Consider the following 20,730-nt stretch of genomic DNA (forward strand, 5'->3'; position numbering starts at 1 on the left):
CGCCCGCCGGAAGCTCCGGGGCGGGGGCGCGTGGCCCAGCCCCGTGTGGTCGACCCCCGGGCGGGGCTGTCACCTGGCACAACGTACGTGCCCGGTTCCGTTGCACCGTTTTCTCGAATGCCTACTCCCGACAGTCGCCCACAATTTCGGTGCTTTCGCTTGACCCGTCGTGCCGCCGGTGGCAACCATTGATTGTCGACATCCAATCCAGGATCGGGGCGTCGAATCGCCGACGTCTCCGCAGCTCAGATCCGGCGAGAATTGCACCCAACGGCATTGTTCCCGCAATGCGCGTCAAATTCTGGCCGCCCATCCGAATACGGTACGGGTGTCGAGAAACTGTCTGTCCACCACACCTCGGGGGAGCATCGTGGACCCAATCATGTACTGGAACGAGGTCGCTCTGGAAGCGGACCGGGTCACCCACACGACGGGTGATCCGACCGAGGCGGGGGCGCGGGGCCCGCTCGGCAGTTCGCGGGCGCTGGCCATCACCCACCTCGCCATGCACGACGCGTTCTTCGGCATCGTCGGCGGGCAGGAGCCGTACCTCGGCAACCGGCTGCCGACGCCGCCGACCGGGGGCGACGTGGCCGCCGCCGTCGCGGGCGCGGCCCGGACGACGCTGAGCGCGCTCTACCCGGCGCAGCGGGACCACTTCGCGGCCCGGCACCTCGCGGCCGGGCTGGTCGACGGCAAACACGCCGCCGAGAGCCACGACTACGGGCGGCGGGTGGCCGGGAAGCTGCTGGCGCTGCGCCGGGGCGACCCTGGTCACGGCGACGAGGGCTACGTGCCCTCGCTCGCCCCGGAACACCACCGGGAGGACCCGGACAACCCCGGGCAGGGTTTCTACGCGCCCTTCCACGGTGCCCGCTCAGCCTGCTTCGCGGTCAGCGTCCGCCACCGTCTGGACGGCCCGCCGCGTCCCGGCGACCGGGCCTACCGGCGGGCCCTGCGGCAGATCCGCGGCAAGGGCATCGCTGCGCACCTCACCGGTACGCTGCCCGACCGGTTCCCGCAGCGGACGCCCACCGAAACCGGCATCGGGCTGTTCTGGGCCTACGACGGTGCCAAGGGCCTCGGCACGCCACCACGACTGTTCAACCAGATCGTCCGGCGGGTCGCCCGGGCGCGGGACAACGACCCGGCCGCCAACGCCAGGCTGTTCGCACTGGTCAACACCGCGATGGCGGACGGTGGGATTCTCTGCTGGACCGAGAAGTACCGCCACGACCTGTGGCGTCCGGTGGTCGGGATCCGGGAGCACGACAGTGCGCTGGGGCCGACCGGACAGGGCGGTACGGAACTGGACCCGGACACTGACATCGGGTGGCTGCCGTCGGGTGCGCCGAACACCAACAACGTCGGGCAGAAGAACCGCACCCCGAACTTCCCCGCCTACCCGTCGGGTCACGCGACGTTCGGTGCGGCGGCACTGCAGACGGTGCGCCAGTTCTATGGCCGGGGCGGCCACGGCCCGGACGACCTCGCCGACGGGCTGGAGTTCGTGTCCGACGAACTGAACGGCATCAGCGTGGACAACACCGGCACGGTACGTCCACGCCTGGCACGCCGGTTCCCCGGCGGGCTGTGGCAGATGATCGAGGAGAACGGTCGTAGCCGGGTCTACCTCGGGGTGCACTGGGTGTTCGACGCGTTCGCCGTGGACGACGAGGACCGGATCGATCTCGGCCCCAACGTCGGCGGTGTGCGGCTCGGGCTGGCCGTGGCCGACGATCTCGCGACGCACGGTCTGCACGCCGCCACGGCGGCGGGACCGGCCGAGGAACCCGCCGGTTCCTGACCGATCCGGTCACCCGGGCGGTGCGGGCGCACCGTGGGCGAGGTGGCGGTGTCACCAACAGGTGATGCCGCCGCCTCGCCGGGGCCGGGTCGAGCACCGTGGCGGAGCGGGGCCGAGCACCGTGGCGGGGCCGGGTCGAGCACGGTCGGCGGGGCCGGGTCGACCACCGTCAGGTCGATCCGGCAGCCGACCGCACCCCGACCTCCGCGCTAGAGCTGCCCGACGTCCGTCACCCGGACGACGGCGGCCCCCACCTCGTCCGAGGCGGCCAGGTCGACCTCGGCGCTGATCCCCCAGTCGTGGTCGCCCTCCGGGTCGTCCAGGATCTGCCGGACGGCCCACTTCTCCCGCCCCTGTTCGATCATGAGCAGCGCCGGGCCGCGCGCGTCCGGCCCCACCCCGATCCCGTCGTACGCCTCGAAGTACGGCTCCAGCGCCTCCGCCCAGGCGTCGGCGTCCCAGCCCGATGCGCCGTCCAGCTCGCCGAGGTCCCACCAGCGGCGCAGGGCGGCCAGCTCGACCCGACGGAACAACGCGTTGCGGACCAGCACCCGGAAGGCGCGGGCGTTGCGGGTGACCGCCGGCACCCGCTCCTCAAGCGACGCGTGCGCCAATGCGGCGTCGGCGACGTCGGAGGGGTTGCGCAGCCGCTCCCACTCGTCGATCAGGCTGGAGTCGACCTGGCGGACCAGCTCGCCCAGCCACTCGATGAGGTCGATCAGCTCCTCGGTCTTGGCGTCCTCGGGGACGGTCTGCCGCAGCGTCTTGTACGCGTCGGCGAGGTAGCGCAGGACGAGGCCCTCGGAGCGGGTCAGCCCGTAGAACTGCACGTACTCGCCGAAGGTCATCGCGCGTTCGTACATGTCCCGCACGACGGACTTGGGGGAGAGCTGGTGGTCGGCCACCCAGGGGTGCCCCTGCCGGTACATCTCGTACGCGGCGTGCAGCAGCTCCGCCAGCGGCTTCGGCCAGGTCACCTCGTCGAGCAGCTCCATGCGGGCCTCGTACTCGATGCCGTCGGCCTTCATCGCGGCGACCGCCTCGCCGCGCGCCTTGAACTGCTGCGCGGAGAGCACCTGGCGTGGGTCGTCGAGGATCGACTCGATCACGCTCAACACGTCCAGGGCGTACGACGGGGATTCGACGTCGAGCAGTTCGATGGCGGCCAGCGCCAGCGGCGACAGCGGCTGGTTGAGCGCGAAGTCGAGCTGGAGGTCGACGGTGAGCCGGACCCGCCGGCCGGTCTCGTCGGGCGTGTCGAGCTGCTCGACCACCCCACCGGCGCGCAACGCCCGGTAGATGGCGATCGCCCGACGGATGTGTCGGCGCTGGGCGGCGGCGTCCTCGTGGTTGTCGGTGAGCAGGTGCCGCATCGAGGCGAACGCGTCACCCGGCCGGCCGATCACGTTGAGCAGCATCGAGTGGCTGACCTGGAAGCTGGAGGTGAGCGGCTCCGGCTCGGCCTCGACCAGGCGCTGGAAGGTCGGCTCGCCCCAGCCGATCGAGCCCTCCGGTGGTTTCTTCTTCACCACCTTGCGGCGTTTCTTGGGGTCGTCGCCGGCCTTGGCCAGCGCTTTCTCGTTGTCGATGACGTGTTCGGGGGCCTGCACCACGACCCGCCCGATGGTGTCGAAGCCGGCCCGTCCGGCCCGACCCGCGATCTGGTGGAACTCGCGGGCCTTGAGCAGCCGGGTGCGTACCCCGTCGTACTTGCTCAGGCCGGTGAACAGCACGGTGCGGATCGGCACGTTGATGCCCACGCCCAACGTGTCGGTGCCGCAGATGACCTTCAGCAGGCCGGCCTGGGCCAGGGTCTCCACGAGCCGGCGGTACTTGGGCAGCATCCCGGCGTGGTGCACGCCGATGCCGTGGCGCACCAGCCTCGACAGCGTCTTGCCGAAGCCGGAGGTGAACCGGAAGTTCCCGATCGCGGTGGCGATCATGTCCTTCTCGGCCCGGGAGCAGACGTTGACGCTCATCAGCGCCTGGGCGCGTTCCAGCGCCGCGGCCTGGGTGAAGTGCACCACGTACACCGGGGCCTGCTTGGTCTCCAGCAGCTCTTCGAGCGTTTCGTGCAGCGGCGTCATCGCGTACGAGAAGATCAGCGGTACCGGCCGCTCGGCCGACCGGACGACGGCGGTGGACCGGCCGGTACGCCGGGTCAGGTCGTCGACGAACCGGGTGGTGTCCCCCAGGGTGGCCGACATCAGCACGAACTGCGCCTGCGGCAGCTCGATGATCGGCACCTGCCAGGCCCAACCCCGGTCGGGCTCGGCATAGAAGTGGAACTCGTCCATCACCACCTGGCCGACGTCGGCCCGTGCCCCCTCGCGTAGCGCCAGGTTGGCCAGGATCTCGGCGGTGCAGCAGATGATCGGGGCGTCGGCGTTGACGCTGGCGTCGCCGGTGAGCATGCCGACGTTCTCCGCGCCGAACACCTCGCACAGCGCGAAGAACTTCTCCGACACCAGGGCCTTGATCGGGGCGGTGTAGAAGCTCGTCCGGTCGTCGGCCAGGGCGGTGAAGTGCGCCGCGATCGCAACCAGGCTCTTGCCCGAACCGGTCGGCGTATTCATGATCACGTTGGCGCCGGAGACGATCTCGATGACCGCCTCCTCCTGGTGGGGGTAGAGGTTCAGCCCACGCTCGGACGCCCAGCCGGCGAACGCGTCGAAGAGGGTGTCGGGGTCGGCGCTTCGAGGCAGCGCGGCAGTCAGCGTCATAGCGTCCCCATCGTGCCCGCACCACCACCCCGCCCGCCAACCGGGCCACCCGCCCGCCCCGATCGGTCCCCGCCGCCCGCCCGGTTTCCCGGATGGCCGAGGAGGCGGTGTCGCCGGCGGTCGGATGCCGCCGGGCGGGCGGTCCGACGGGCTCAGGGGCGGCGGCGGTGGATCAGGTCGAAGACGGGACGCCCGGCGGTCAGCGCGCGGCGTTCGAACTTGGTCACCGGGCGGTGGTCGGGGCGGGGCGCAAAGCCTGCGTACCCGTCGACCAGCTCCGGGTCGGCGGTCAGCGTCGAGCGCATCGACTCGGCGTACTCGGCCCAGTCGGTGGCGCAGTGCAGCGTCCCGCCGCCGGCCAGCCGGGACCGCAGCAACGCCACGTGCTCCGGCTGGATGATGCGCCGCTTGTGGTGCCGCGACTTGGGCCACGGGTCGGGAAAGAACACGTGCACCGCGTCCAGACAGCGCTCCGGCATGGCCCGGACCAGGTCCAGCGCGTCACCCTGGGCGACCCGGACGTTGCCCAGGCCGTCCCGCTGCACCAGGTCGAGCAGGTGGGCGATGCCCGGGGTGTGCACCTCGACCGCGAGGTAGTCCCGGTCCGGGTCGGCGGCGGCCATCGCCGCGGTGGCGTCACCCATCCCGGAGCCGATCTCCAGCACCACCGGCGCACCGCGACCGAAGAACCCGGCCGGATCGACCGGCCCGTCGAGGTCGGCGATCTCGATCCCGTACGCCGGCCAGAGCCGGGCCAGCGCGTCGGTCTGCCGGCTGCTCATCCGGCCCCGACGGGGATGGAAGGTGCGGATCCGGGTGGCCGACGGGGCCACCGGGACGGCGGGGTTCTGGTCGATGGAGGTCACAGCGACCCGAGCGTACGCGACGGTTCCGCCGTATCGGATGTGCCGTCGGTCGGGGGGTGAGACGATTCATCCCGTACGGCAGGTCGGCGTCCGGGTCGTCCGGCGCTGCCCTGGGCGCCGGGAGGGGGACATGGTGGCGATCGCGCTGTACCGCACCGCGCTGGCGGTCGCCGTCGGTGCCCTCGCCCCCGCGCTCTGGCACGCCGCCCCGGTCTCCGCTGCTCCGCCCATCTCGGCCGTCCCGGTCTCCGCTGTCCCGGTTGCGGCTGTCCCGCCGGCTGTGCCGTTGCCCGCTGGTCCGCCCCTGCTGTTCGCCGGGCCGGTCGTCGGCCCGGCGGTCGCTGCTGCGGCCCCCGGCCCGGGGCAACCCGCGCCGGACCAGGGCGGAGATCCGCAACCACCGCCCGGCGTGGTCTTCGTCGAGGTGACCCCGGGCACCGTCGAGCCTGGCTATCTGGTCGGCATCGAGGCGAGCTGTCACGACAACTCGATCCCGGCGACAGTCGTCTCGGACGCCTTCGGCCGGGTCCAGGTGCAGCCGCAGCACGGACGGCTCACCGCCGCCCCGATGGTCAGGGACCGGGTCCGGCCCGGCAACTACCGGATCAAGCTGGAATGTCCCGACGGGGCGACCGCCTCGACGGCGCTCCAGGTGGTCAAGAAGGTCAAGCCCAGCCCTGGTCCGCACACCGGCTTCGGCGGTGCGGCGGACGGCGGGTTGCCCGGCGGACTGCTGGTGCCCGGCGGGTTGGCGCTGACCATCGCCGGGGCCGTCGTCGGGATCGTGGCGGCCCGCCGGCCGCGTGGCGTCGCCGGGAGCTGACCATGCCCCCACCGCCCGTCCCCTCAGGTCCCCGTAGCGGCCCGTTCCGACCGTCCCCCGGCCCGAACCCGCAGCACCACGACCCGGTCCGGCTACCCGGTGGCCAGGCGTCGCCGGGCGGCCCGATGCCACCCCGCAGCGGTCCGTTCCCGCCACCCGGTGGGCTGATCCCGCCGGGTGTCTCTGCGTTCCCGCCGCGTGGTGGCCCGTTCCCACCGCCCGGTGGGCCGACGGCGCAGCCGGGCGTCCCCGGGCCGGCGGCGTCGCGCGGGGCCCGGCGTCGACCCGCAGTCCCTGGTCGGTGCCGCTGGCCGTGCTGCTGGTGCTGCTGGGTGTCTTCGCCACCGGGGCCGGGCTGGGTCGTACGGTCGGGCCACTGGACCGGACCGACACGACGGCGCAGCGTCCGGCGGCCGGTGCCCGGCAGAGCCCCACGCCGGGCGGCCTGCCGGCCAGCCGACCGGTCCGGCTCACCGTTCCGACGATCAAGGTGGCCGCCCCGGTGGCCCCGGTCGGTCAGGCCCGGGACGGGTCGATCGACGTCCCGCCGCTGGACCGGCACCAGGAGACCGGCTGGTACGACCGGGGTCCGACCCCCGGCGAGCCGGGCCGGGCGATCATCGTCGGCCACGTCGACTCGAAGGACGGGCCGTCGGTCTTCTATGACCTGCGCAAACTCAAGCCAGGTGATCGGATCGAGGTGACCCGCGACGACCGCCGGGTGGTGGTGTTCCGGGTCGACTCGGTGGAGTTCTTCGACAAGTCGGCCCTGCCCGCCGACCGGGTCTACGGCGACAGCGGAGCGCCGGCCCTGCGGTTGATCACCTGTGGTGGCCAGTGGATCGGCGGGCGTACCGGCTACGCCGACAACGTCATCGCCTTCGCCTCGCTGGCCGAGACCCGCTCACCCTGACCCCCCGCTCACCCTGCCCCCGCGCCCCACCGCGCCGGCCGGGTCCGCCGCCTGACCGGGGCACGGCCGGGACCGCCCACCCTGACCGGTCGTGGCCGGGGTGTGCGCCCGATATTGCGGGGACGCCGTCGGGCGGCGGTGGCAGGATCGGCGCGGTGACGGCGGACGTGGTGCGGCAGGCGTTCAGGTGGATCGAGTCGGTGGCGGTGCCCGCCGAGGGTGGTCTGGGGTGGCAGGAGGCGGGTGAACGCTTCGACGACCTCTATGCCGGGACCGCCGGGGTGCTGCTCGGCTGTGCCGAGGCCACGGCCACCGGCCGCCACCCGGCCGATGGGCCCGTCGTCACCACGACCGACGGCGGCGTCGCCACCGCAGCGGGGTCGGCGCTCGGCCGGGTCGCGGCCGGGGCCCGGGGTCGGCTGGTGCATCTTGCCCGGCACGAGCCGGACGCCGCGACGATGCCCGACGACGGGCTGTTCGGCGGCTGGGCCGGGGTGGCGGTCGCGTTGCGCGCCTGGGGCCGGGTCTCCGGCGACCGGGTGGCCCTCGACACCGCCGCGTCGGTGACGGTACGGATAGCCGAGCGGCTGCTGCGCCGTCCGGTGGACCCGGGCCGGTGTTCCGATGTCATCTCCGGCGACGCCGGCATCCTGCTGGCCCTCCTCGACGCCCTCGACGATGATGCCGATCCGGTGGTGGCGCAGGCGGCCCACGTCCTGGCCGACGGGCTGGTGGGGTTGGCCGAGGACCGGCCCGACGGCCTGCACTGGCGGATGCGGGCGGGCGACGAGCGCCTCATGCCCGGCTTCTCCCACGGCACGGCCGGCGTCGCCTACGTCCTGGCCACAGCCGGCGACTCCCTGCGTCGCGACGATCTGCGCGATATCGCCGTGCGCGCCGCCGACGGACTGTTGGCCCTGGGGCGCCGCCCCGGCGGGTGGGCGCTGCCGCTGCTGGTTCCGCCCCGCCCGGACCGTCCGGCGGTCACCTTCGGCTGGTGCCACGGCCCGACCGGCACGGTACGACTCTTCGCCCTCCTCGACGCCGTCGACCCGCAGCCCCGCTGGCGGCTGGCCGTCGAGGAATGCCTGGGGGCGCTGCGCGACAGCCGTCTTCCGCAGCGGCTCTACCCGGGGTACTGGGACAATCTCGCCCGCTGCTGCGGCACCGCCGGGGTCGGGCAGATGCTGGTCGACCGCTTCCGGGACGCCGGCGACCCCGCCCTGCTCACCTGGGCCGACACGCTCGCCGAGGACGTTCTCGCCCGTACCGTGTCCACCTCGGCGGGCGTCACCTGGTCGAACACCGAGCACACCAGGACCCCGCCGCAGCTGCCGCCGGAGCCCGGCTTCATGCAGGGTGCCGCCGGCATCGCCGGCTGGCTCGCCCGGCTGGCCGCCCCCGCCACCGCCCCCGTCCTGCCCTGGATCTGAGCCGCCCGCCGGCGACCGCCGTGGGCGGTATCGCCGGTCAGCCCTTGCCGGTCACCTGCTGGACCACCTCGAACTCCAGCAGCGTCGCGCCGGAGGCGACCGGCCGCCGCTGCTCGCCGCCCTCGCCGGCATGTGCGGCCCGGGACGACCCGGCGGCCCATGCCTGGTACGCCTCCTCCGTCTCCCACCGGGTGTAGACGAAGTAGCGGCTCTCCCCGGCGACCGGGCGCAGCAGCTCGAAGCCGAGGAAACCCGGGGAATTCTCCACCGCGCCGGCCCGAGCGGCGAACCGCTTCTCCAACTCCTCGCCGGCACCGGGCGGGACGTCGATCGCGTTGATCTTCACGACTGCCATCCCACCACCCTAACCCCGCCCCTGCGGCCGGACCGTCCGGCGGCCAGCCTGGCCGTACGCCGTCGGTGGTGCCCGCGCGACGCGGAGTTGCCGTGCAGGATGCGGCGGGCGGACCCGGGGCGGCGCGTGGCGCGCGGGCTGCGGGGCGTGGGCGCATGCCGAGCGCGGGGAGACGCGCCTCCGGCGGGGGGAGCGCGGAGCGCACGCGGCTTTGTGGAGAGTTGTTGTCGCCAGGGGCGCAACAACTCTCCACAATCCGCCTGCGTCGCCCGGTCGCCGGCCGGCCGGATGGCGGGCGGGGGCGGGCAGCCGCCGGCAGAGTGGTGGGGGAGAGGCGCGGCCGGCGCGGGACGGTCAGTCGGCGGGCGGGCGGGCCCAGGTCAGGAAGCAGTCGGTCAGGTCGGCCTGGCGACCGCTGTCGAGTCGCGTCAGGTGGTCGGTCGCCTCCACCGACAACCGGGACAGCAGGATCAACAGGCCCGGCCGGTCGCCGTCGTACCTCGCGAGGAGCGCGAGTTTCGCCTCGCCGCACGGCCAGGGCCGTGCGGCGACCCGGCGCCGGTGATCCGGCCCGGCCCCCGGTAGGCCTGGAGCGTGGCGTGGCTTCGTCGACCGCGCCAAGACGTCCCACCCCCGATAGGCGGCAGCGGCACGCAGGGACGCCCCGGGCGGGGCACGCCCTGACAGGAGGGGGCGCCCCCATAGGCGGGAGCCGGAACCGTTGGCGGCGCTGTCCCGGGGCGGGTCAGGGTGCGTCGACAGCTGGTTGGTCGGTGTCGACCACGATCGGGGCATGGTCGGAGGGGCCTTTGCCCTTGCGGGCCTCCCGGTCGACGTACGCGGCGCGGACCGTCGCGGCCAGCGGCGCGGACGCGTACACCAGATCGATGCGCATGCCCTTGTTCTGGTGGAACATGCCGGCCCGGTAGTCCCAGTAGGTGTACGGGTGCGGGCCCTTCATCGGGGTGGGCACCACGTCGCTGAGCCCGAGGTCGCGCAGGGCGGCCAGGGCGGCCCGCTCGGCGGGGGTGACATGCGTGGAGGTGACGAAGAGCGCCGGGTCCCAGACGTCGGCGTCGGTCGGGGCGACGTTGAAGTCCCCGCAGACGGCGACCGGCCCACCGGCGGCCACCTCCGGTTCCAGGGCGTCCCGCAGCGCCGCGAACCAGGCCAGCTTGTACGCGTAGTGCGGGTCGTCGACCGCCCGGCCGTTCGGGACGTACACCGACCAGATCCGGACCCCGGCGCAGGTGGCGGAGATGGCGCGGGCCTCGGGCTGCGGAAAGCCCGGTTCGCCGGGGAAGCCGACGGTGACGTCGGTCAGGCCGACGCGGGACAGGATCGCCACCCCGTTCCACCGGCCGTCGCTGTGGCTGGCCACCTCGTAGCCCAGCTCACCGACCTCGGCGACCGGGAAGGCCCCGTCCGGGCACTTGGTCTCCTGGAGGCAGACCACGTCGGGGGTGGTGCCGGCGAGCCAGTCCAGCAGCCGGGGGAGGCGGGCCTTCACCGAGTTCACGTTCCAGGTCGCCAGGCGCATGTGCCCAGCCTGCCGCATCCCGGCCCGCCCCGCCGGGCAGCCCGCCGGCGTGGTCACCGACCCCGCCCGCCGCGGGCTCCGCGCACCGCCGATCCTCGCGGCGCGAGGGCTCGCCGGGCCTGGCGGCGCACCAGCTCGCCGGGCCTGGCGGCGCACCGGTGTGCCGGGCCGCCCCGGCGTGCCGGTGCGTCGGGGATGACCGGGCGGCGGCGTCCCGGGTCGGGTCGCCGCCGCCGTGGTACGGGTGGGTCAGGTGCCCGGGGTGTCGCCCGGTCGGGTCTGCTCGGCGAGGAAGCGTTCCAGCTCGGCGCCCAGCTCGTCGGCGGTGGGCAGCGGGCCGGTCTCGGCGGCCAGCAGGTTCTTCTCGCCCCGTCCCCGGGCGAACGCGTCGTACTGCTCCTCCAGGGCGGTGACCAGCGCGGCGGCCTCGTCGGTCTGGGCGACCTGCCGGTCGATCTCGACCCGGACCACCTCGGCGGCGGAGCGGAGGCTGTCGTTGGGCAGCAGCAGGCCGGTGCTGCGGGACACCGAGGAGAGCAGCACCTCGGCGGCGGCCGGGTACTCGGTCTGCGCGACGTAGTGCGGCACGTGGGCGGAGAACCCGAGGGCGTCCCGGCCGGCCTGGCCGAGCCGGTATTCGAGCAGGTGCCCGACGCTGCCCGGGACCTGCACCCGCTGCAACCACGGCTCGTAGCCGGAGATCAGTTCCCGGCGGGTGGCGTGTGCGGTGACCCCGGTGGGCCGGGTGTGCGGCACGGCCATCGGGATCGAGTTGAGCCCGACGGTGAGCCGGACGTCGAGTCGGGCGGCCACCGCGCTGACCGCCGCCACGAAACGCTCCCACTGCAGGTCCGGTTCCGGGCCGGTGAGCAGGAGGAACGGCGTCTCGTCGTCGTCGTGCAGCAGGTGCAGGGCAAGCTCGGGGGCGTCGTAGTCCTCCCAGTGGTCCTCGACGAAGGTCATCACCGGGCGGCGGGACCGGTAGTCGAAGAGCTGGTCGACGTCGAAGGTGGCGATCGTGCGGGCGTCCAGCGAGGTGAGCAGCTGCTCGCGGGCCAGCCGACTGGCGTTGCCGGCGTCGACGAAGCCGGTGAGCGCCTGGATCAGCACCGGCTGGCCGAGGTCGGGCAGATCGTCGGTGAGCTCGTAGAGCTCGTGTGGGTCGAGCACCGGTCGGACCTCCTGAAGAAACACGCGCGTACGGGCGACCGTGCGCGGACGGCACCCGGTTCGGGGAACGTACCTGTCGGCGTCATCCATTCCAGCACTGGGCGTGTCGTGACCGATCCGGCTATCAAACCCGGAGGAAGCCACCAATTCGCCGATAGTGCCGGGGCGACTCGGTCGGATGGTTCCGGCCTGTCACCCGAAAGGCGGACATAGTGGATCATGCGGCCGGCCGCGGCGCTCTGGGCGGTTGACCACGCGGGACGACGTGGCCCGGATTTCCTGACCGTAATGCCTGTTGCGGGAGGTCTGTCACCCTGGCCGCGCGTCCACGACGGGTGTCCCACCCGTAGGTGCGCGATTGTGATGAGGGCCACCCTGTGACGGTGGGTCACCGGATGGGAGCGTGTCTAGCCTCGGCGGATGCGTGACGACGACACCATCGACGACCAGGTCGCCCCCAAGGGCATGACTGGCCGTTCGGACGACACCCCCTCGTCCGTTCAGGTCGGCGTTCTCGATGAACCCCGCTCCTTCCGTACCCGCCTCGGCGGGCTCCTTAACCTCCGCCGCCGCCCGGTGCGTACCCGGGTGGCCCTCGCCGCCGGGGTGCTCTGCTGCCTCGGCGCGACCGCCGTCGCCGGCGCACAGGCCCTGCCGGACGAGCCGACCGCCGACCGGGCCGGCACCGAGGCGGCGCTCGCCGAGCGCAGCCGGCAGGCCGCCTCCCGCGCCGAGATCCGTACCCCGGTCACCATCGTTCCCGGCACCCCCACCGCCAGCCCGACCGTCGCCAGCCCGACGGCCGCCGCCCCGACGCCGACCGCGACCAGGACCACCAGGCCCAAGCCCCGCCCCAAGCCCACGCCGAAGCCGAAACCGAAGCGGATCGTCCCGGTGGCCGGTCTCGACCAGGCCCAGATGGACAACGCCAAGGAGATCGTCAAGGCCGGGCGGGCGATGGGTGTGCCCCGCCGGGCCCTGATCATCGCGGTGGCCACCGCGATGCAGGAGAGCAACCTCTACAACTACGCCAGCGGCGTGCTGCCCGAGTCGCAGAACTACCCGCACCAGGCGATCGGCTGGGACCACGACTCGGTCGGGCTGTTCCAGCAGCGGCCCAGCAGCGGCTGGGGCGAGGTCGGTCAGCTGATGGACCCGGCGTTCGCCACCCGGGCGTTCCTCACCGCGCTGCTGGCGATTCCCGGCTGGGAGGACCTGCCGTTGACCGTCGCCGCGCAGGCCGTGCAGATCTCGGCCTACCCGGACCTCTACGCCCAGCACGAGTGGCGGGCCACCGAGGTGGTGGGCGCCATCCTGGTCTGAGTCACCGCCTGTCCGGCCGGAGCGGCATCCGCCCCGGTGACCCGGCCCGCCCGAGCCCGGCTTGGGCGGGCCGGTCCCGTTCGTCCCGTTCTGCTGGCCCGGGCCGTGCGGGGCGGTCGGGTCCGTTCGGGGCGAAACCGGTCGGTGGTTATCCTCGACCGGACACAGTGGACGGTTGGCGGTTGCTCGAATCGGGTACACATGACGCAGGACACCCGATCGGAGGACGACATGTCAGCACTGATGCAGCGGATCAGCGCCTTCCTGCGCTCCCCCAAGGGGCAGCAGTTGGTCGACCGGGGTCGGCGCGAGCTGGCCAAGCCGGAGAACCAGGCGCGGCTCAAGCAGGCAGCCAGCAAGCTGTCGGGCCGCCGCCGCTGACCGCCCCTGAACCGATTCCACCCCCGGGAGCCTTTGTGACCGACGCCGTGCCTGTCGACGACGAACCGACCGTCCCCACGCCGCCGGTCCGGGCCGACACACCGGCGGTCCCCGCGCCGCCGCCGCCCGCCGCCCCGACGGCCGCGCCACCACCGGCGGCCCCGGGAACGGCTGTCGCAGCGGTGCCGGGGGTGGCTGTCACGGCGGTGCCGGGAGCACCGGCTGGTGACCCGGGTGACGCCCCCGAGGCGCCGCCGGCCCGGCTCTGGGACCGGATGCGGGAAGATCCGCAGTACGCCCCGGAGCACCTGGCCCTGGAGGCGGTCCGCCGGCTCGGCCCGGAGGCGGCCCAGTGGCTCGCCAGGGCGCGGGCGGAACGACCCGACGCGACCGCCGACCAGTTGGCCGAGCAGGCGATCCGGCGCTTCGTCAACCGGGCCCGGCTCTCCGGGGCGGTCTCCGGCGCGGCGGGGCTACCGGGTGCCGTCATCGACGTCGGGGTGCTGGCCTGGACCCAGGCCCGCCTGGTGTTGCACGTCGCCGCCGCGTACGGGGCGGACCCGGAGCACCCGGACCGGGCCACCGACCTGCTCGTCCTGCAGAAGGTGCACAAGGCGGCCGAGACGGCCCGGCTGGCGCTGGGCGTCGCGGCCGGTCGGGAGCGGGCCGGTGCGCTGTTCGGCCACGCGGCCCAGAACCCGCTGGGGCGGGTGATGCTGCAACTGGGCGTCCGGCTGGCCCGGATGGCCGGGGTGCGGGCGGCGAAGCGGGTGTTCGCCAAGGTCGTCCCCGGGGCCGCGATCATCCTCGGCACCTGGGCCAACTCGTCGGCCACCAAGGATCTCGCCGAGCGCGCCCAGACGCTCTACCGGGAACACCGGGACGGGGTGCCCCAACCGCGTCGCCCCTGATCAGTGGGCACGCCGGGCCCGGCCCGGCGGCTGCCCGGGTGGCTCACAGCCGCCAGCCGGCCGCCGGGAAGGTCGCGTCGGCGAGCCGGTTCTGCCCGGCGACGTTGGGGTGGAACCAGTCCAGCGCGTTGACCTCGTCCAGGCTGAACCGCACCCGGTGCACCGCGCCGCCGTCGTAGCGGCACCGCGACCCGTACGCCCGGCAGGCCGCCTTGAGCTGGCCGTTGTACGCGTCGATCCGCTCGGCGAAGCGGGCCCGGCGGTCCCGGTCGACCTTGGCGTCCGAGGTGGGGTTGGCCAGCAGGGCCGGGCAGATGCCGGTCTTCCAGATCCGCACCGCGCGGGACTCGGTGTGCCCGATCTCCCAGAGCCGGTTGAGGTCGGGGACGCTGGCCACCAGGACCCGGGCCTTGGGGCGGCCCTCGCGCAGCACCCGCAGCGCCCGGTCGACCTGGCTGCGGAAGGTGGCCGTCGAGGTCATCGCGTCGATGTCGGCGCGGCAGGCGTCGTTGGCGCCGATCAGCACCGTGACGTAGTCGGCCTTGTCCTTGACGGCGGCACCGGCCTGCCCGGCGAGGGCCTCGGCGCGGGCCCCCGGCACGGCGTGGTTGCGGGCCCGGTTGCGGATCGGCGCGTCGGCGTCGAGCAGCCGCCGGTAGTGACTCTCCACCCGGATGCCGTCCCCGGTGGACCAGGAGTTGCGTTGGCACGAGGTGAGCACCAGGCAGGAGCCGAAACCGGTGGTGATCGAGTCGCCGAGGGCGGCCATCGTGGTGGGCAGGCCGGTCGGTGTCGACCCGCTCTTCGTCGGGCGGGGCGACGCCCCGCCGCCCTCCTCGCAGGCGAGCGCGACCAGCGCGAACAGGCAGGCCACGGCGGCGACCCAGCGTCGAGGCATGCGTCTTCCCCCGGTCAGACGGCGCAGAGCGACAGCCCGGTCACTCTACGGGCCAGGTGCGGTGTTACGGCCCGGTCGTGTCGACTTCCGGGCAGATTAAATACCTGGAAACATGAATCTGGTACGAGTGTGTAAGACACCCGTCGTGATCCGGGCGTCGGGGCCGGTTAACGGTGTCCGTGCCGGGGTAGCCCCAGACGATGACGAGATCGCAGCCCCGGCGTGCCCGTGGCACGGTCGGCCACGCCTACAGCGCGTTGAACCTCCGCCTGACGCTTGCCCTGTTCGGCCTGGTGAGCATGGCCGTCTTCGCGGTCGGCGCGTTCTGGGCCGGGCTGGCCTGGCTGGGTGTGCTCTGCGCGCTGTTCGCCGTCGTGGCGGTCGTCGACCTGGTCGTCATCCAGCGCCGCCGTGCCGCCCGCCGCCATGAGCAGCCGGGCGCGCGGCACTCACTCTTCGAGTGACAGGAGTACGAGATGCCCATCGCCACCACCAACCCCGCCACCGGTCAGGTGCTCAAATCGTACGAGCCGATGTCGGCCGAGCAGATCGACGCCGCCATCGACCGGGCCGATCTGGCGTTCCGGGACCTGCACCGGACCACGGTCGCCCAGCGGGCGCAGTGGATGAACACCGCCGCGGACCTGCTCGACGCCGAACGCGACGACACCGCCCGGCTGATGACCACCGAGATGGGCAAGACCTACACGGCGGCGAAGGCCGAGGTCACCAAGTGCGCGACCGCCTGCCGGTTCTATGCCGCGCACGCGGAACGGATGCTCGCCGACGAGCCCGCCGACGCCGCCGCGGTGAAGGCCAAGCGGGCCTTCGTGCGCTACCAGCCGATCGGGGCGGTGCTCGCGGTGATGCCGTGGAACTTCCCGCTCTGGCAGGTGCTGCGGTTCGCCGCGCCGGCCCTGATGGCCGGGAACACCGGCCTGCTCAAACACGCCTCCAACGTGCCGCAGACCGCGCTCTACCTGGAGGACGTGTTCCGCCGGGCCGGCTTCCCCGAGGGCGCGTTCACCACCCTGCTGGTCGGCTCCGACGCGGTCGACCGGATCCTCGCCGACCCCCGGGTCCGGGCCGCCACGCTGACCGGCAGTGAGGGCGCGGGCCGCTCGATCGCCCAGATCGCCGGCCGGGAGCTGAAGAAGACGGTGCTGGAGCTGGGCGGCAGCGACCCGTTCGTGGTGATGCCCTCGGCCGACCTGGACCGGGCCGCCGAGGTGGCCACCACCGCCCGCTGCCAGAACAACGGGCAGTCCTGCATCGCCGCCAAGCGGTTCATCGTGCACACCGACGTCTTCGACGCGTTCGCACAGAAGTTCGCCGCGAACATGGCCGCGCTGCGGGTCGGCGACCCGATGGACGCCGACACCGACGTCGGCCCGCTGGCCAGCGAGAGCGGCCGGGACGAGATCCACGCCCAGGTGCAGGACGCGGTGGCGCACGGCGCGACGGTACTCTGCGGCGGCGAGAAGCCGACCGGCGACGGTTGGTTCTATCCGCCGACCGTGGTCACCGACCTGAACCCGCAGATGCGGATGTGGGCCGAGGAGGTCTTCGGGCCGGTCGCCGGGCTCTACCGGGTGTCGTCGTACGACGAGGCGGTCGAGGTGGCCAACGGCACGCCCTTCGGGTTGGGCGCGAACGCCTGGACCACCGACCCGGCCGAGCAGGAGCGGTTCGCCACCGACCTGGACGCCGGCAACGTCTTCGTCAACGGCATGACCACCTCGTACCCGGAGCTGCCCTTCGGCGGGGTGAAGAACTCCGGCTACGGCCGGGAGCTGTCGGCGCTGGGGATGCGGGAGTTCTGCAACACCAAGACCGTCTGGGTGGGGGAGGGTGCCGCCACCGCCGGGGCCGGCGCGCACGCCGAGTGACCCCGCGTCGCCGCCACCCGGGCCGGGCGGCGGACGCCCGCGCCGGCCAAGTCGGCGCGGGTGAGCTTTAACCGGGCACCGTCATGGGTACGGAAGGACGCCATGACGGTGTTCGGCTTCCACGCCTCCCACGAGCAGATCCATCCGAGTCGCCTGCTGGAGGCGGTGGTGCACGCCGAACGCGCCGGCTTCGACGCCGCGATGTCGTCGGACCACTTCTCGCCGTGGAGCACCCGGCAGGGCCAGTCCGGGTTCGCCTGGTCCTGGCTGGGGGCCGCGCTGCAGGCCACCGGGCTGCCGTTCGGGGTGGTAAACGCCCCCGGCCAGCGCTACCACCCGGCGATCATCGCGCAGGCCATCGGCACCCTCGGCGCGATGTACCCGGGCCGGTTCTGGGCGGCGCTGGGCACCGGCGAGGCGAGCAACGAGCACATCACCGGCGACGGCTGGCCGCGTAAGGACGTGCGTACCGCCCGGCTGCGGGAGTGCGTCGAGGTGATCCGGGCGCTGCTGGCCGGCGAGGAGGTCAGCCACGACGGCCTGGTCCGGGTGGACCGGGCGAAGCTGTGGACCCGGCCCGAGGAACCCCCGGCGCTGATCGGGGCGGCGGTCAGCGTGGCCACCGCCCGGTGGTGCGCCGAGTGGGCGGACGGGCTGATCACCGTGAACGCGCCGACCGCGCACCTGCGCGAGATGATCGACGCCTACCGGGACGCCGGTGGGCGGGGACCGGTGCACCTGCAGGTGCACGTGAGCTGGGCGCCGGAGCAGGCCGAGGCGGAGGCGATCGCGTACGAGCAGTGGCGCAGCAACATCTTCCCGCCGCCGGTCTGCTGGGACCTGGACACCGCCGAGCACTTCGACGCGGTCAGTGAGCGGGTGCCGCTGGAGCAGGTCACCGAGGTGGTGAACGTGTCGTCGGATCTGGGCCGGCACGTGGGCTGGCTCGAGGAGTACCTGTCGCTGGGCGTCGACCAGATCGCCCTGCACCACGTCGGGCAGGAGCAGCGCGCCTTCATCGACACGTTCGGCGCGGAGGTGCTGCCGAAGCTGCGCGCCGCCGGGTGATCACCCCGGCCGGGTCGTACCCCTAGGCTCGTACCCCATGGAAGCTCTGTTCGAGGTCGTGGTCTTCCTGGCCATCGCGACCTTCGGTGCCGCGCTGGCCCGCAAGCTGGGCCTGCTCGCGCCGATCCTGCTGGTGGTGCTGGGCCTCGGGCTGTCCTTCCTGCCGGGGTTCCCGCACGTCCGGCTCGACCCCGACCTGGTGCTGGTGGGCATCCTGCCGCCGCTGCTCTACGTGGCGGCGTTGGGCACGTCGGTGCCGGCGTTCCGGCTCAACCTGCGGCCGATCCTGCTGCTCGCGGTGGGTCTGGTCATCTTCACCGCCTTCGTGGTGGGCACGGTGGTGCACCTGTTCCTGCCCGACCTGCCGTACGCGATCTGTGTGGCGTTGGGTGCGGTGGTGGCCCCGCCGGACGCGATCGCCGCGACCGCGGTGGCCCGGCGGGTGGGTCTGCCCCGGCGGGTGGTGACCATCCTGGAGGGGGAGAGCCTGGTCAACGACGCCACCGCGCTGGTGCTGCTGCGGGTGGCGATCGTCGCGGCCACCGCCAGCGCCGGCTCGGTGAGCTTCGGGTACGTCGCGCAGGAGGTGGTGGTCGCCACCGGCGGCGGGGTGCTGGTCGGGTTGCTGGGCGTGGTGGTCTTCGGCTACCTGCACAAGCGGACCACCGACCCGCTGCTGGACAACGCGCTGTCGCTGATCGTGCCGTTCGCGGTGGTCTTCGCCGCCGAGGAGATCCACGCCTCCGGGGTGGTGGCGGTGGTGGTCACCGGGTTGGGGATCGGCCACAAGATGCCGCTGCTGCTGTCGGCCGCCTCCCGGTTGCAGACCGGCGCGTTCTGGCGGCTGGTGCAGTTCCTGCTGGAAGGGCTGGTCTTCCTGCTGGTCGGCCTGCAACTGCCCGAGGTGCTGCGGGATCTCGACGAGCCGACCGGGCGGCTGGTGGGGATCACCGCGGCGGTGCTGGCGGCGGTCTTCCTGACCCGGTTCGTCTGGGTCTTCCCCGCCACCTACCTGGCCCGGCTGGTGCCCCGGGTCCGGCAGCGCGACCCGGGCCCGCCGGTGCAGTTTCCGATCGTCATCGGCTGGGCCGGGATGCGCGGGGTGGTGACCCTGGCCGCCGCGCTGGGTCTGCCGCTGACCCTGGCCGGGGAACAGCCCTACCAGCGGGCGCTGTTCATCTGGCTGGCCTTCGCGGTGATCATGGCGACCCTGCTCGGCCAGGGCGCGACCCTGCCGTGGCTGGCCCGCCGGTTGAAACTGCCCCCGGACGACCCGGTGGCCGACGCGCTCTCCGCCGCGACGGTGCAGCAGCAGGCCGGGCGGGCGGCCCGGGAGAAGCTGGACGCGTTGGCCGACGGTGCGCCGCCGGCCGTGGTGGAGCGGTTGCGCGGGCTGGTGCAGAGCCGCACCAACCTGGCCTGGGAACGGCTCGGTGGCAGCGACCGGGAGACCCCGTCGCAGGCGTACGGTCGGTTGCGGCAGGAGATGATCGACGCCGAGCGGGAGGTCTTCCGGGCCGCCCGCGACGAGGGACGGATTCCCGAGGAGGTGCTGGTGCGGGCCTACCGTGACCTTGACCTGGAGGAGTCGTTGTTGCGACGGGAGAGCGACTGATGAGCTGTGCGCACCTGACCGGGGCGGGGACCGCCGAGCCGACCGTCACCGACGCCTGCCCGGAGTGCGTGGCCGTCGGCAACGACGACTGGGTGCACCTGCGGTCGTGTGTGGAGTGTGGGCAGGTGGGGTGCTGTGACTCGTCGCCGTACCAGCACGCGACGAAGCACTTCGAGTCGAGCGGGCACCCGGTGATGCGCTCGATCCAGCCGGGGGAGTCCTGGCGCTGGTGCTTCCTCGACGAGGAGATCGGCTGACCGGGTGGCTGAGGCGGGAGCGGCCGGGCGGGCGGTCGCGGCGGTATGACGTAACCGCTATTCGACCCGGGTCCGACCAACCACATAACATCGGTAAACTTCTATCGATGGAGGTCGGATGATTCGACGACGACAGTTCTCGCGTACCGCCGGGACCCTGCTGGCGTTGGTGCTCGCGGCGACCGGCGCGGTCACCTCGGCCGGCACCACCGCGTCGGCGGCCGCCCGGACGGTCTACTACGACGCGAGCCGGGCCGGCGAGTTCCGCACCAACTTCGACCAGGCCGCGACGATCTGGAACAGCTCGGTGGGCAACGTCCGGCTGGTCGCCCGCACGCCCGGCAACATCACCATCTACGTCGACACGGGCTGGCCCCGGGCGCAGACCACCAGCCTCGGCAACGGTCGGGTCTGGATGGGCACCCAGGCCGTCGACCAGGGCTACGACCGGACCCGGATCGCCACCCACGAGATCGGCCACATCCTCGGCCTGCCGGACAACCGGACCGGCCTGTGCACCGACCTCATGTCGGGCAGCAGCGCCCCGGTCTCCTGCCGCAACGCCAAGCCCAGCGCCGCCGAGGCGTCCCGGGTCAACTCGCTGTTCGCCGGAGGGTTCGCCGCACCGGACGTGGACGCCAGCTACGTCTGGACCGGCGGCGACGTCGCCGTGCCCGCCGCCGTCAGCGGCCTGCCCGGCTGAGTCCGGCCGGGTTCGAGCGCCCGCCTGTCGTGCCGTGACAGCGGGCGCTCGGCCC

General features: G+C 73.2%; 19 protein-coding genes. 13 read left to right on the forward strand and 6 right to left on the reverse strand.

Annotated elements, in window-relative coordinates; all coding sequences use genetic code 11:
- The first annotated feature begins 370 nt into the window (after positions 1-370).
- Positions 371-1,807, forward strand: coding sequence for a vanadium-dependent haloperoxidase (locus J7462_RS30240; RefSeq protein WP_219469393.1), 1,437 nt, complete (start codon positions 371-373; stop codon positions 1,805-1,807).
- 209 nt (positions 1,808-2,016) lie between these two features.
- On the opposite strand, the gene J7462_RS30245 is transcribed toward J7462_RS30240, so the two are convergent.
- Complete coding sequence (locus J7462_RS30245) at positions 2,017-4,530, reverse strand: RNA helicase (RefSeq protein ID WP_208568981.1); 2,514 nt, start codon at positions 4,528-4,530, stop codon at positions 2,017-2,019.
- A gap of 152 nt (positions 4,531-4,682) precedes the next feature.
- Entirely contained in the window at positions 4,683-5,312 is a 630-nt protein-coding gene (gene trmB, locus J7462_RS30250) for a tRNA (guanosine(46)-N7)-methyltransferase TrmB (protein ID WP_219470850.1), read from the reverse strand.
- A 214-nt stretch (positions 5,313-5,526) separates the two neighbouring features.
- On the opposite strand from trmB, the gene J7462_RS30255 reads away from it, so the two are divergent.
- From J7462_RS30255 to J7462_RS30265, 3 genes are all read left to right on the forward strand, one after another.
- Positions 5,527-6,219, forward strand: a complete 693-nt coding sequence (locus J7462_RS30255; protein ID WP_255597953.1) for a hypothetical protein — start codon at positions 5,527-5,529, stop codon at positions 6,217-6,219.
- Between the two features lie 301 nt (positions 6,220-6,520).
- Positions 6,521-7,132, forward strand: coding sequence for a class F sortase (locus J7462_RS30260; protein WP_219469397.1), 612 nt, complete (start codon positions 6,521-6,523; stop codon positions 7,130-7,132).
- Between the two features lie 155 nt (positions 7,133-7,287).
- The gene (locus tag J7462_RS30265) at positions 7,288-8,565 is read left to right on the forward strand and encodes a lanthionine synthetase LanC family protein (RefSeq protein ID WP_219469400.1); all 1,278 of its coding nucleotides are present in this window, start codon (positions 7,288-7,290) and stop codon (positions 8,563-8,565) included.
- 37 nt (positions 8,566-8,602) lie between these two features.
- Here the strand turns inward: J7462_RS30265 and J7462_RS30270 are convergent, their stop codons facing one another.
- The 3 genes from J7462_RS30270 to J7462_RS30280 form a co-directional block, all read right to left on the reverse strand.
- Positions 8,603-8,920 carry an antibiotic biosynthesis monooxygenase gene (locus J7462_RS30270; RefSeq protein WP_219469403.1) on the reverse strand — a complete coding sequence of 106 codons (318 nt, stop codon included), beginning with the start codon at positions 8,918-8,920 and terminating at the stop codon, positions 8,603-8,605.
- 745 nt (positions 8,921-9,665) lie between these two features.
- Entirely contained in the window at positions 9,666-10,460 is a 795-nt protein-coding gene (locus tag J7462_RS30275; RefSeq protein WP_219469405.1) for an exodeoxyribonuclease III, read from the reverse strand.
- A gap of 249 nt (positions 10,461-10,709) precedes the next feature.
- Positions 10,710-11,630: a proteasome assembly chaperone family protein gene (locus J7462_RS30280; RefSeq protein ID WP_208568975.1), complete on the reverse strand. Its 921-nt coding sequence runs from the start codon at positions 11,628-11,630 to the stop codon at positions 10,710-10,712.
- A gap of 420 nt (positions 11,631-12,050) precedes the next feature.
- Here J7462_RS30280 and J7462_RS30285 point away from each other — a divergent pair, with 420 nt between their 5' ends.
- From J7462_RS30285 to J7462_RS30295, 3 genes are all read left to right on the forward strand, one after another.
- Positions 12,051-12,953: a peptidase M23 gene (locus J7462_RS30285; protein ID WP_208568974.1), complete on the forward strand. Its 903-nt coding sequence runs from the start codon at positions 12,051-12,053 to the stop codon at positions 12,951-12,953.
- Positions 12,954-13,184: 231 nt separating this feature from the next.
- Entirely contained in the window at positions 13,185-13,334 is a 150-nt protein-coding gene (locus J7462_RS30290; protein ID WP_172898379.1) for a hypothetical protein, read from the forward strand.
- Between the two features lie 191 nt (positions 13,335-13,525).
- Complete coding sequence (locus J7462_RS30295) at positions 13,526-14,245, forward strand: EcsC family protein (RefSeq protein WP_308291077.1); 720 nt, start codon at positions 13,526-13,528, stop codon at positions 14,243-14,245.
- Positions 14,246-14,288: 43 nt separating this feature from the next.
- Here J7462_RS30295 and J7462_RS30300 read toward each other — a convergent pair whose 3' ends face one another.
- Positions 14,289-15,143, reverse strand: a complete 855-nt coding sequence (locus J7462_RS30300; protein ID WP_219469408.1) for a GDSL-type esterase/lipase family protein — start codon at positions 15,141-15,143, stop codon at positions 14,289-14,291.
- Positions 15,144-15,343: 200 nt separating this feature from the next.
- Between J7462_RS30300 and J7462_RS30305 the strand changes: the two genes are divergently transcribed.
- The 6 genes from J7462_RS30305 to J7462_RS30330 all read left to right on the forward strand — a co-directional run bounded on the left by J7462_RS30305 (position 15,344) and on the right by J7462_RS30330 (position 20,675).
- The gene (locus tag J7462_RS30305; protein WP_219469411.1) at positions 15,344-15,607 is read left to right on the forward strand and encodes a DUF6343 family protein; all 264 of its coding nucleotides are present in this window, start codon (positions 15,344-15,346) and stop codon (positions 15,605-15,607) included.
- A gap of 12 nt (positions 15,608-15,619) precedes the next feature.
- Positions 15,620-17,032: an NADP-dependent succinic semialdehyde dehydrogenase gene (locus J7462_RS30310; RefSeq protein WP_219469413.1), complete on the forward strand. Its 1,413-nt coding sequence runs from the start codon at positions 15,620-15,622 to the stop codon at positions 17,030-17,032.
- A gap of 102 nt (positions 17,033-17,134) precedes the next feature.
- Entirely contained in the window at positions 17,135-18,100 is a 966-nt protein-coding gene (locus J7462_RS30315) for a TIGR03885 family FMN-dependent LLM class oxidoreductase (RefSeq protein WP_219469416.1), read from the forward strand.
- Between the two features lie 37 nt (positions 18,101-18,137).
- The gene (locus J7462_RS30320) at positions 18,138-19,715 is read left to right on the forward strand and encodes a Na+/H+ antiporter (RefSeq protein WP_219469419.1); all 1,578 of its coding nucleotides are present in this window, start codon (positions 18,138-18,140) and stop codon (positions 19,713-19,715) included.
- The gene (locus tag J7462_RS30325) at positions 19,715-19,972 is read left to right on the forward strand and encodes a UBP-type zinc finger domain-containing protein (RefSeq protein WP_208568969.1); all 258 of its coding nucleotides are present in this window, start codon (positions 19,715-19,717) and stop codon (positions 19,970-19,972) included. The genes J7462_RS30320 and J7462_RS30325 overlap by 1 nt, the downstream gene beginning before the upstream one ends.
- A 118-nt stretch (positions 19,973-20,090) precedes the next feature.
- Positions 20,091-20,675 (forward strand): snapalysin family zinc-dependent metalloprotease, encoded by a 585-nt coding sequence (locus J7462_RS30330; protein WP_244252939.1) that lies wholly within the window; start codon positions 20,091-20,093, stop codon positions 20,673-20,675.
- Positions 20,676-20,730: the final 55 nt, after the last annotated feature.

Source organism: Micromonospora sp. RL09-050-HVF-A (assembly GCF_019374995.1).
GTDB lineage: Bacteria > Actinomycetota > Actinomycetes > Mycobacteriales > Micromonosporaceae > Micromonospora > Micromonospora antibiotica.

What these genes read in the sequence shown, in the direction of transcription:
- J7462_RS30245 (WP_208568981.1), bottom strand. Translation starts at nt 4,530, where the DNA reads ATGACGCTGACTGCCGCGCTGCCTCGAAGCGCCGACCCCGACACCCTC.
- trmB (WP_219470850.1), bottom strand. Translation starts at nt 5,312, where the DNA reads ATGAGCAGCCGGCAGACCGACGCGCTGGCCCGGCTCTGGCCGGCGTAC.
- J7462_RS30255 (WP_255597953.1), top strand. Translation starts at nt 5,527, where the DNA reads ATGGTGGCGATCGCGCTGTACCGCACCGCGCTGGCGGTCGCCGTCGGT.
- J7462_RS30270 (WP_219469403.1), bottom strand. Translation starts at nt 8,920, where the DNA reads ATGGCAGTCGTGAAGATCAACGCGATCGACGTCCCGCCCGGTGCCGGC.
- J7462_RS30275 (WP_219469405.1), bottom strand. Translation starts at nt 10,460, where the DNA reads ATGCGCCTGGCGACCTGGAACGTGAACTCGGTGAAGGCCCGCCTCCCC.
- J7462_RS30285 (WP_208568974.1), top strand. Translation starts at nt 12,051, where the DNA reads ATGCGTGACGACGACACCATCGACGACCAGGTCGCCCCCAAGGGCATG.
- J7462_RS30290 (WP_172898379.1), top strand. Translation starts at nt 13,185, where the DNA reads ATGTCAGCACTGATGCAGCGGATCAGCGCCTTCCTGCGCTCCCCCAAG.
- J7462_RS30300 (WP_219469408.1), bottom strand. Translation starts at nt 15,143, where the DNA reads ATGCCTCGACGCTGGGTCGCCGCCGTGGCCTGCCTGTTCGCGCTGGTC.
- J7462_RS30305 (WP_219469411.1), top strand. Translation starts at nt 15,344, where the DNA reads ATGACGAGATCGCAGCCCCGGCGTGCCCGTGGCACGGTCGGCCACGCC.
- J7462_RS30310 (WP_219469413.1), top strand. Translation starts at nt 15,620, where the DNA reads ATGCCCATCGCCACCACCAACCCCGCCACCGGTCAGGTGCTCAAATCG.
- J7462_RS30315 (WP_219469416.1), top strand. Translation starts at nt 17,135, where the DNA reads ATGACGGTGTTCGGCTTCCACGCCTCCCACGAGCAGATCCATCCGAGT.
- J7462_RS30320 (WP_219469419.1), top strand. Translation starts at nt 18,138, where the DNA reads ATGGAAGCTCTGTTCGAGGTCGTGGTCTTCCTGGCCATCGCGACCTTC.
- J7462_RS30325 (WP_208568969.1), top strand. Translation starts at nt 19,715, where the DNA reads ATGAGCTGTGCGCACCTGACCGGGGCGGGGACCGCCGAGCCGACCGTC.
- J7462_RS30330 (WP_244252939.1), top strand. Translation starts at nt 20,091, where the DNA reads ATGATTCGACGACGACAGTTCTCGCGTACCGCCGGGACCCTGCTGGCG.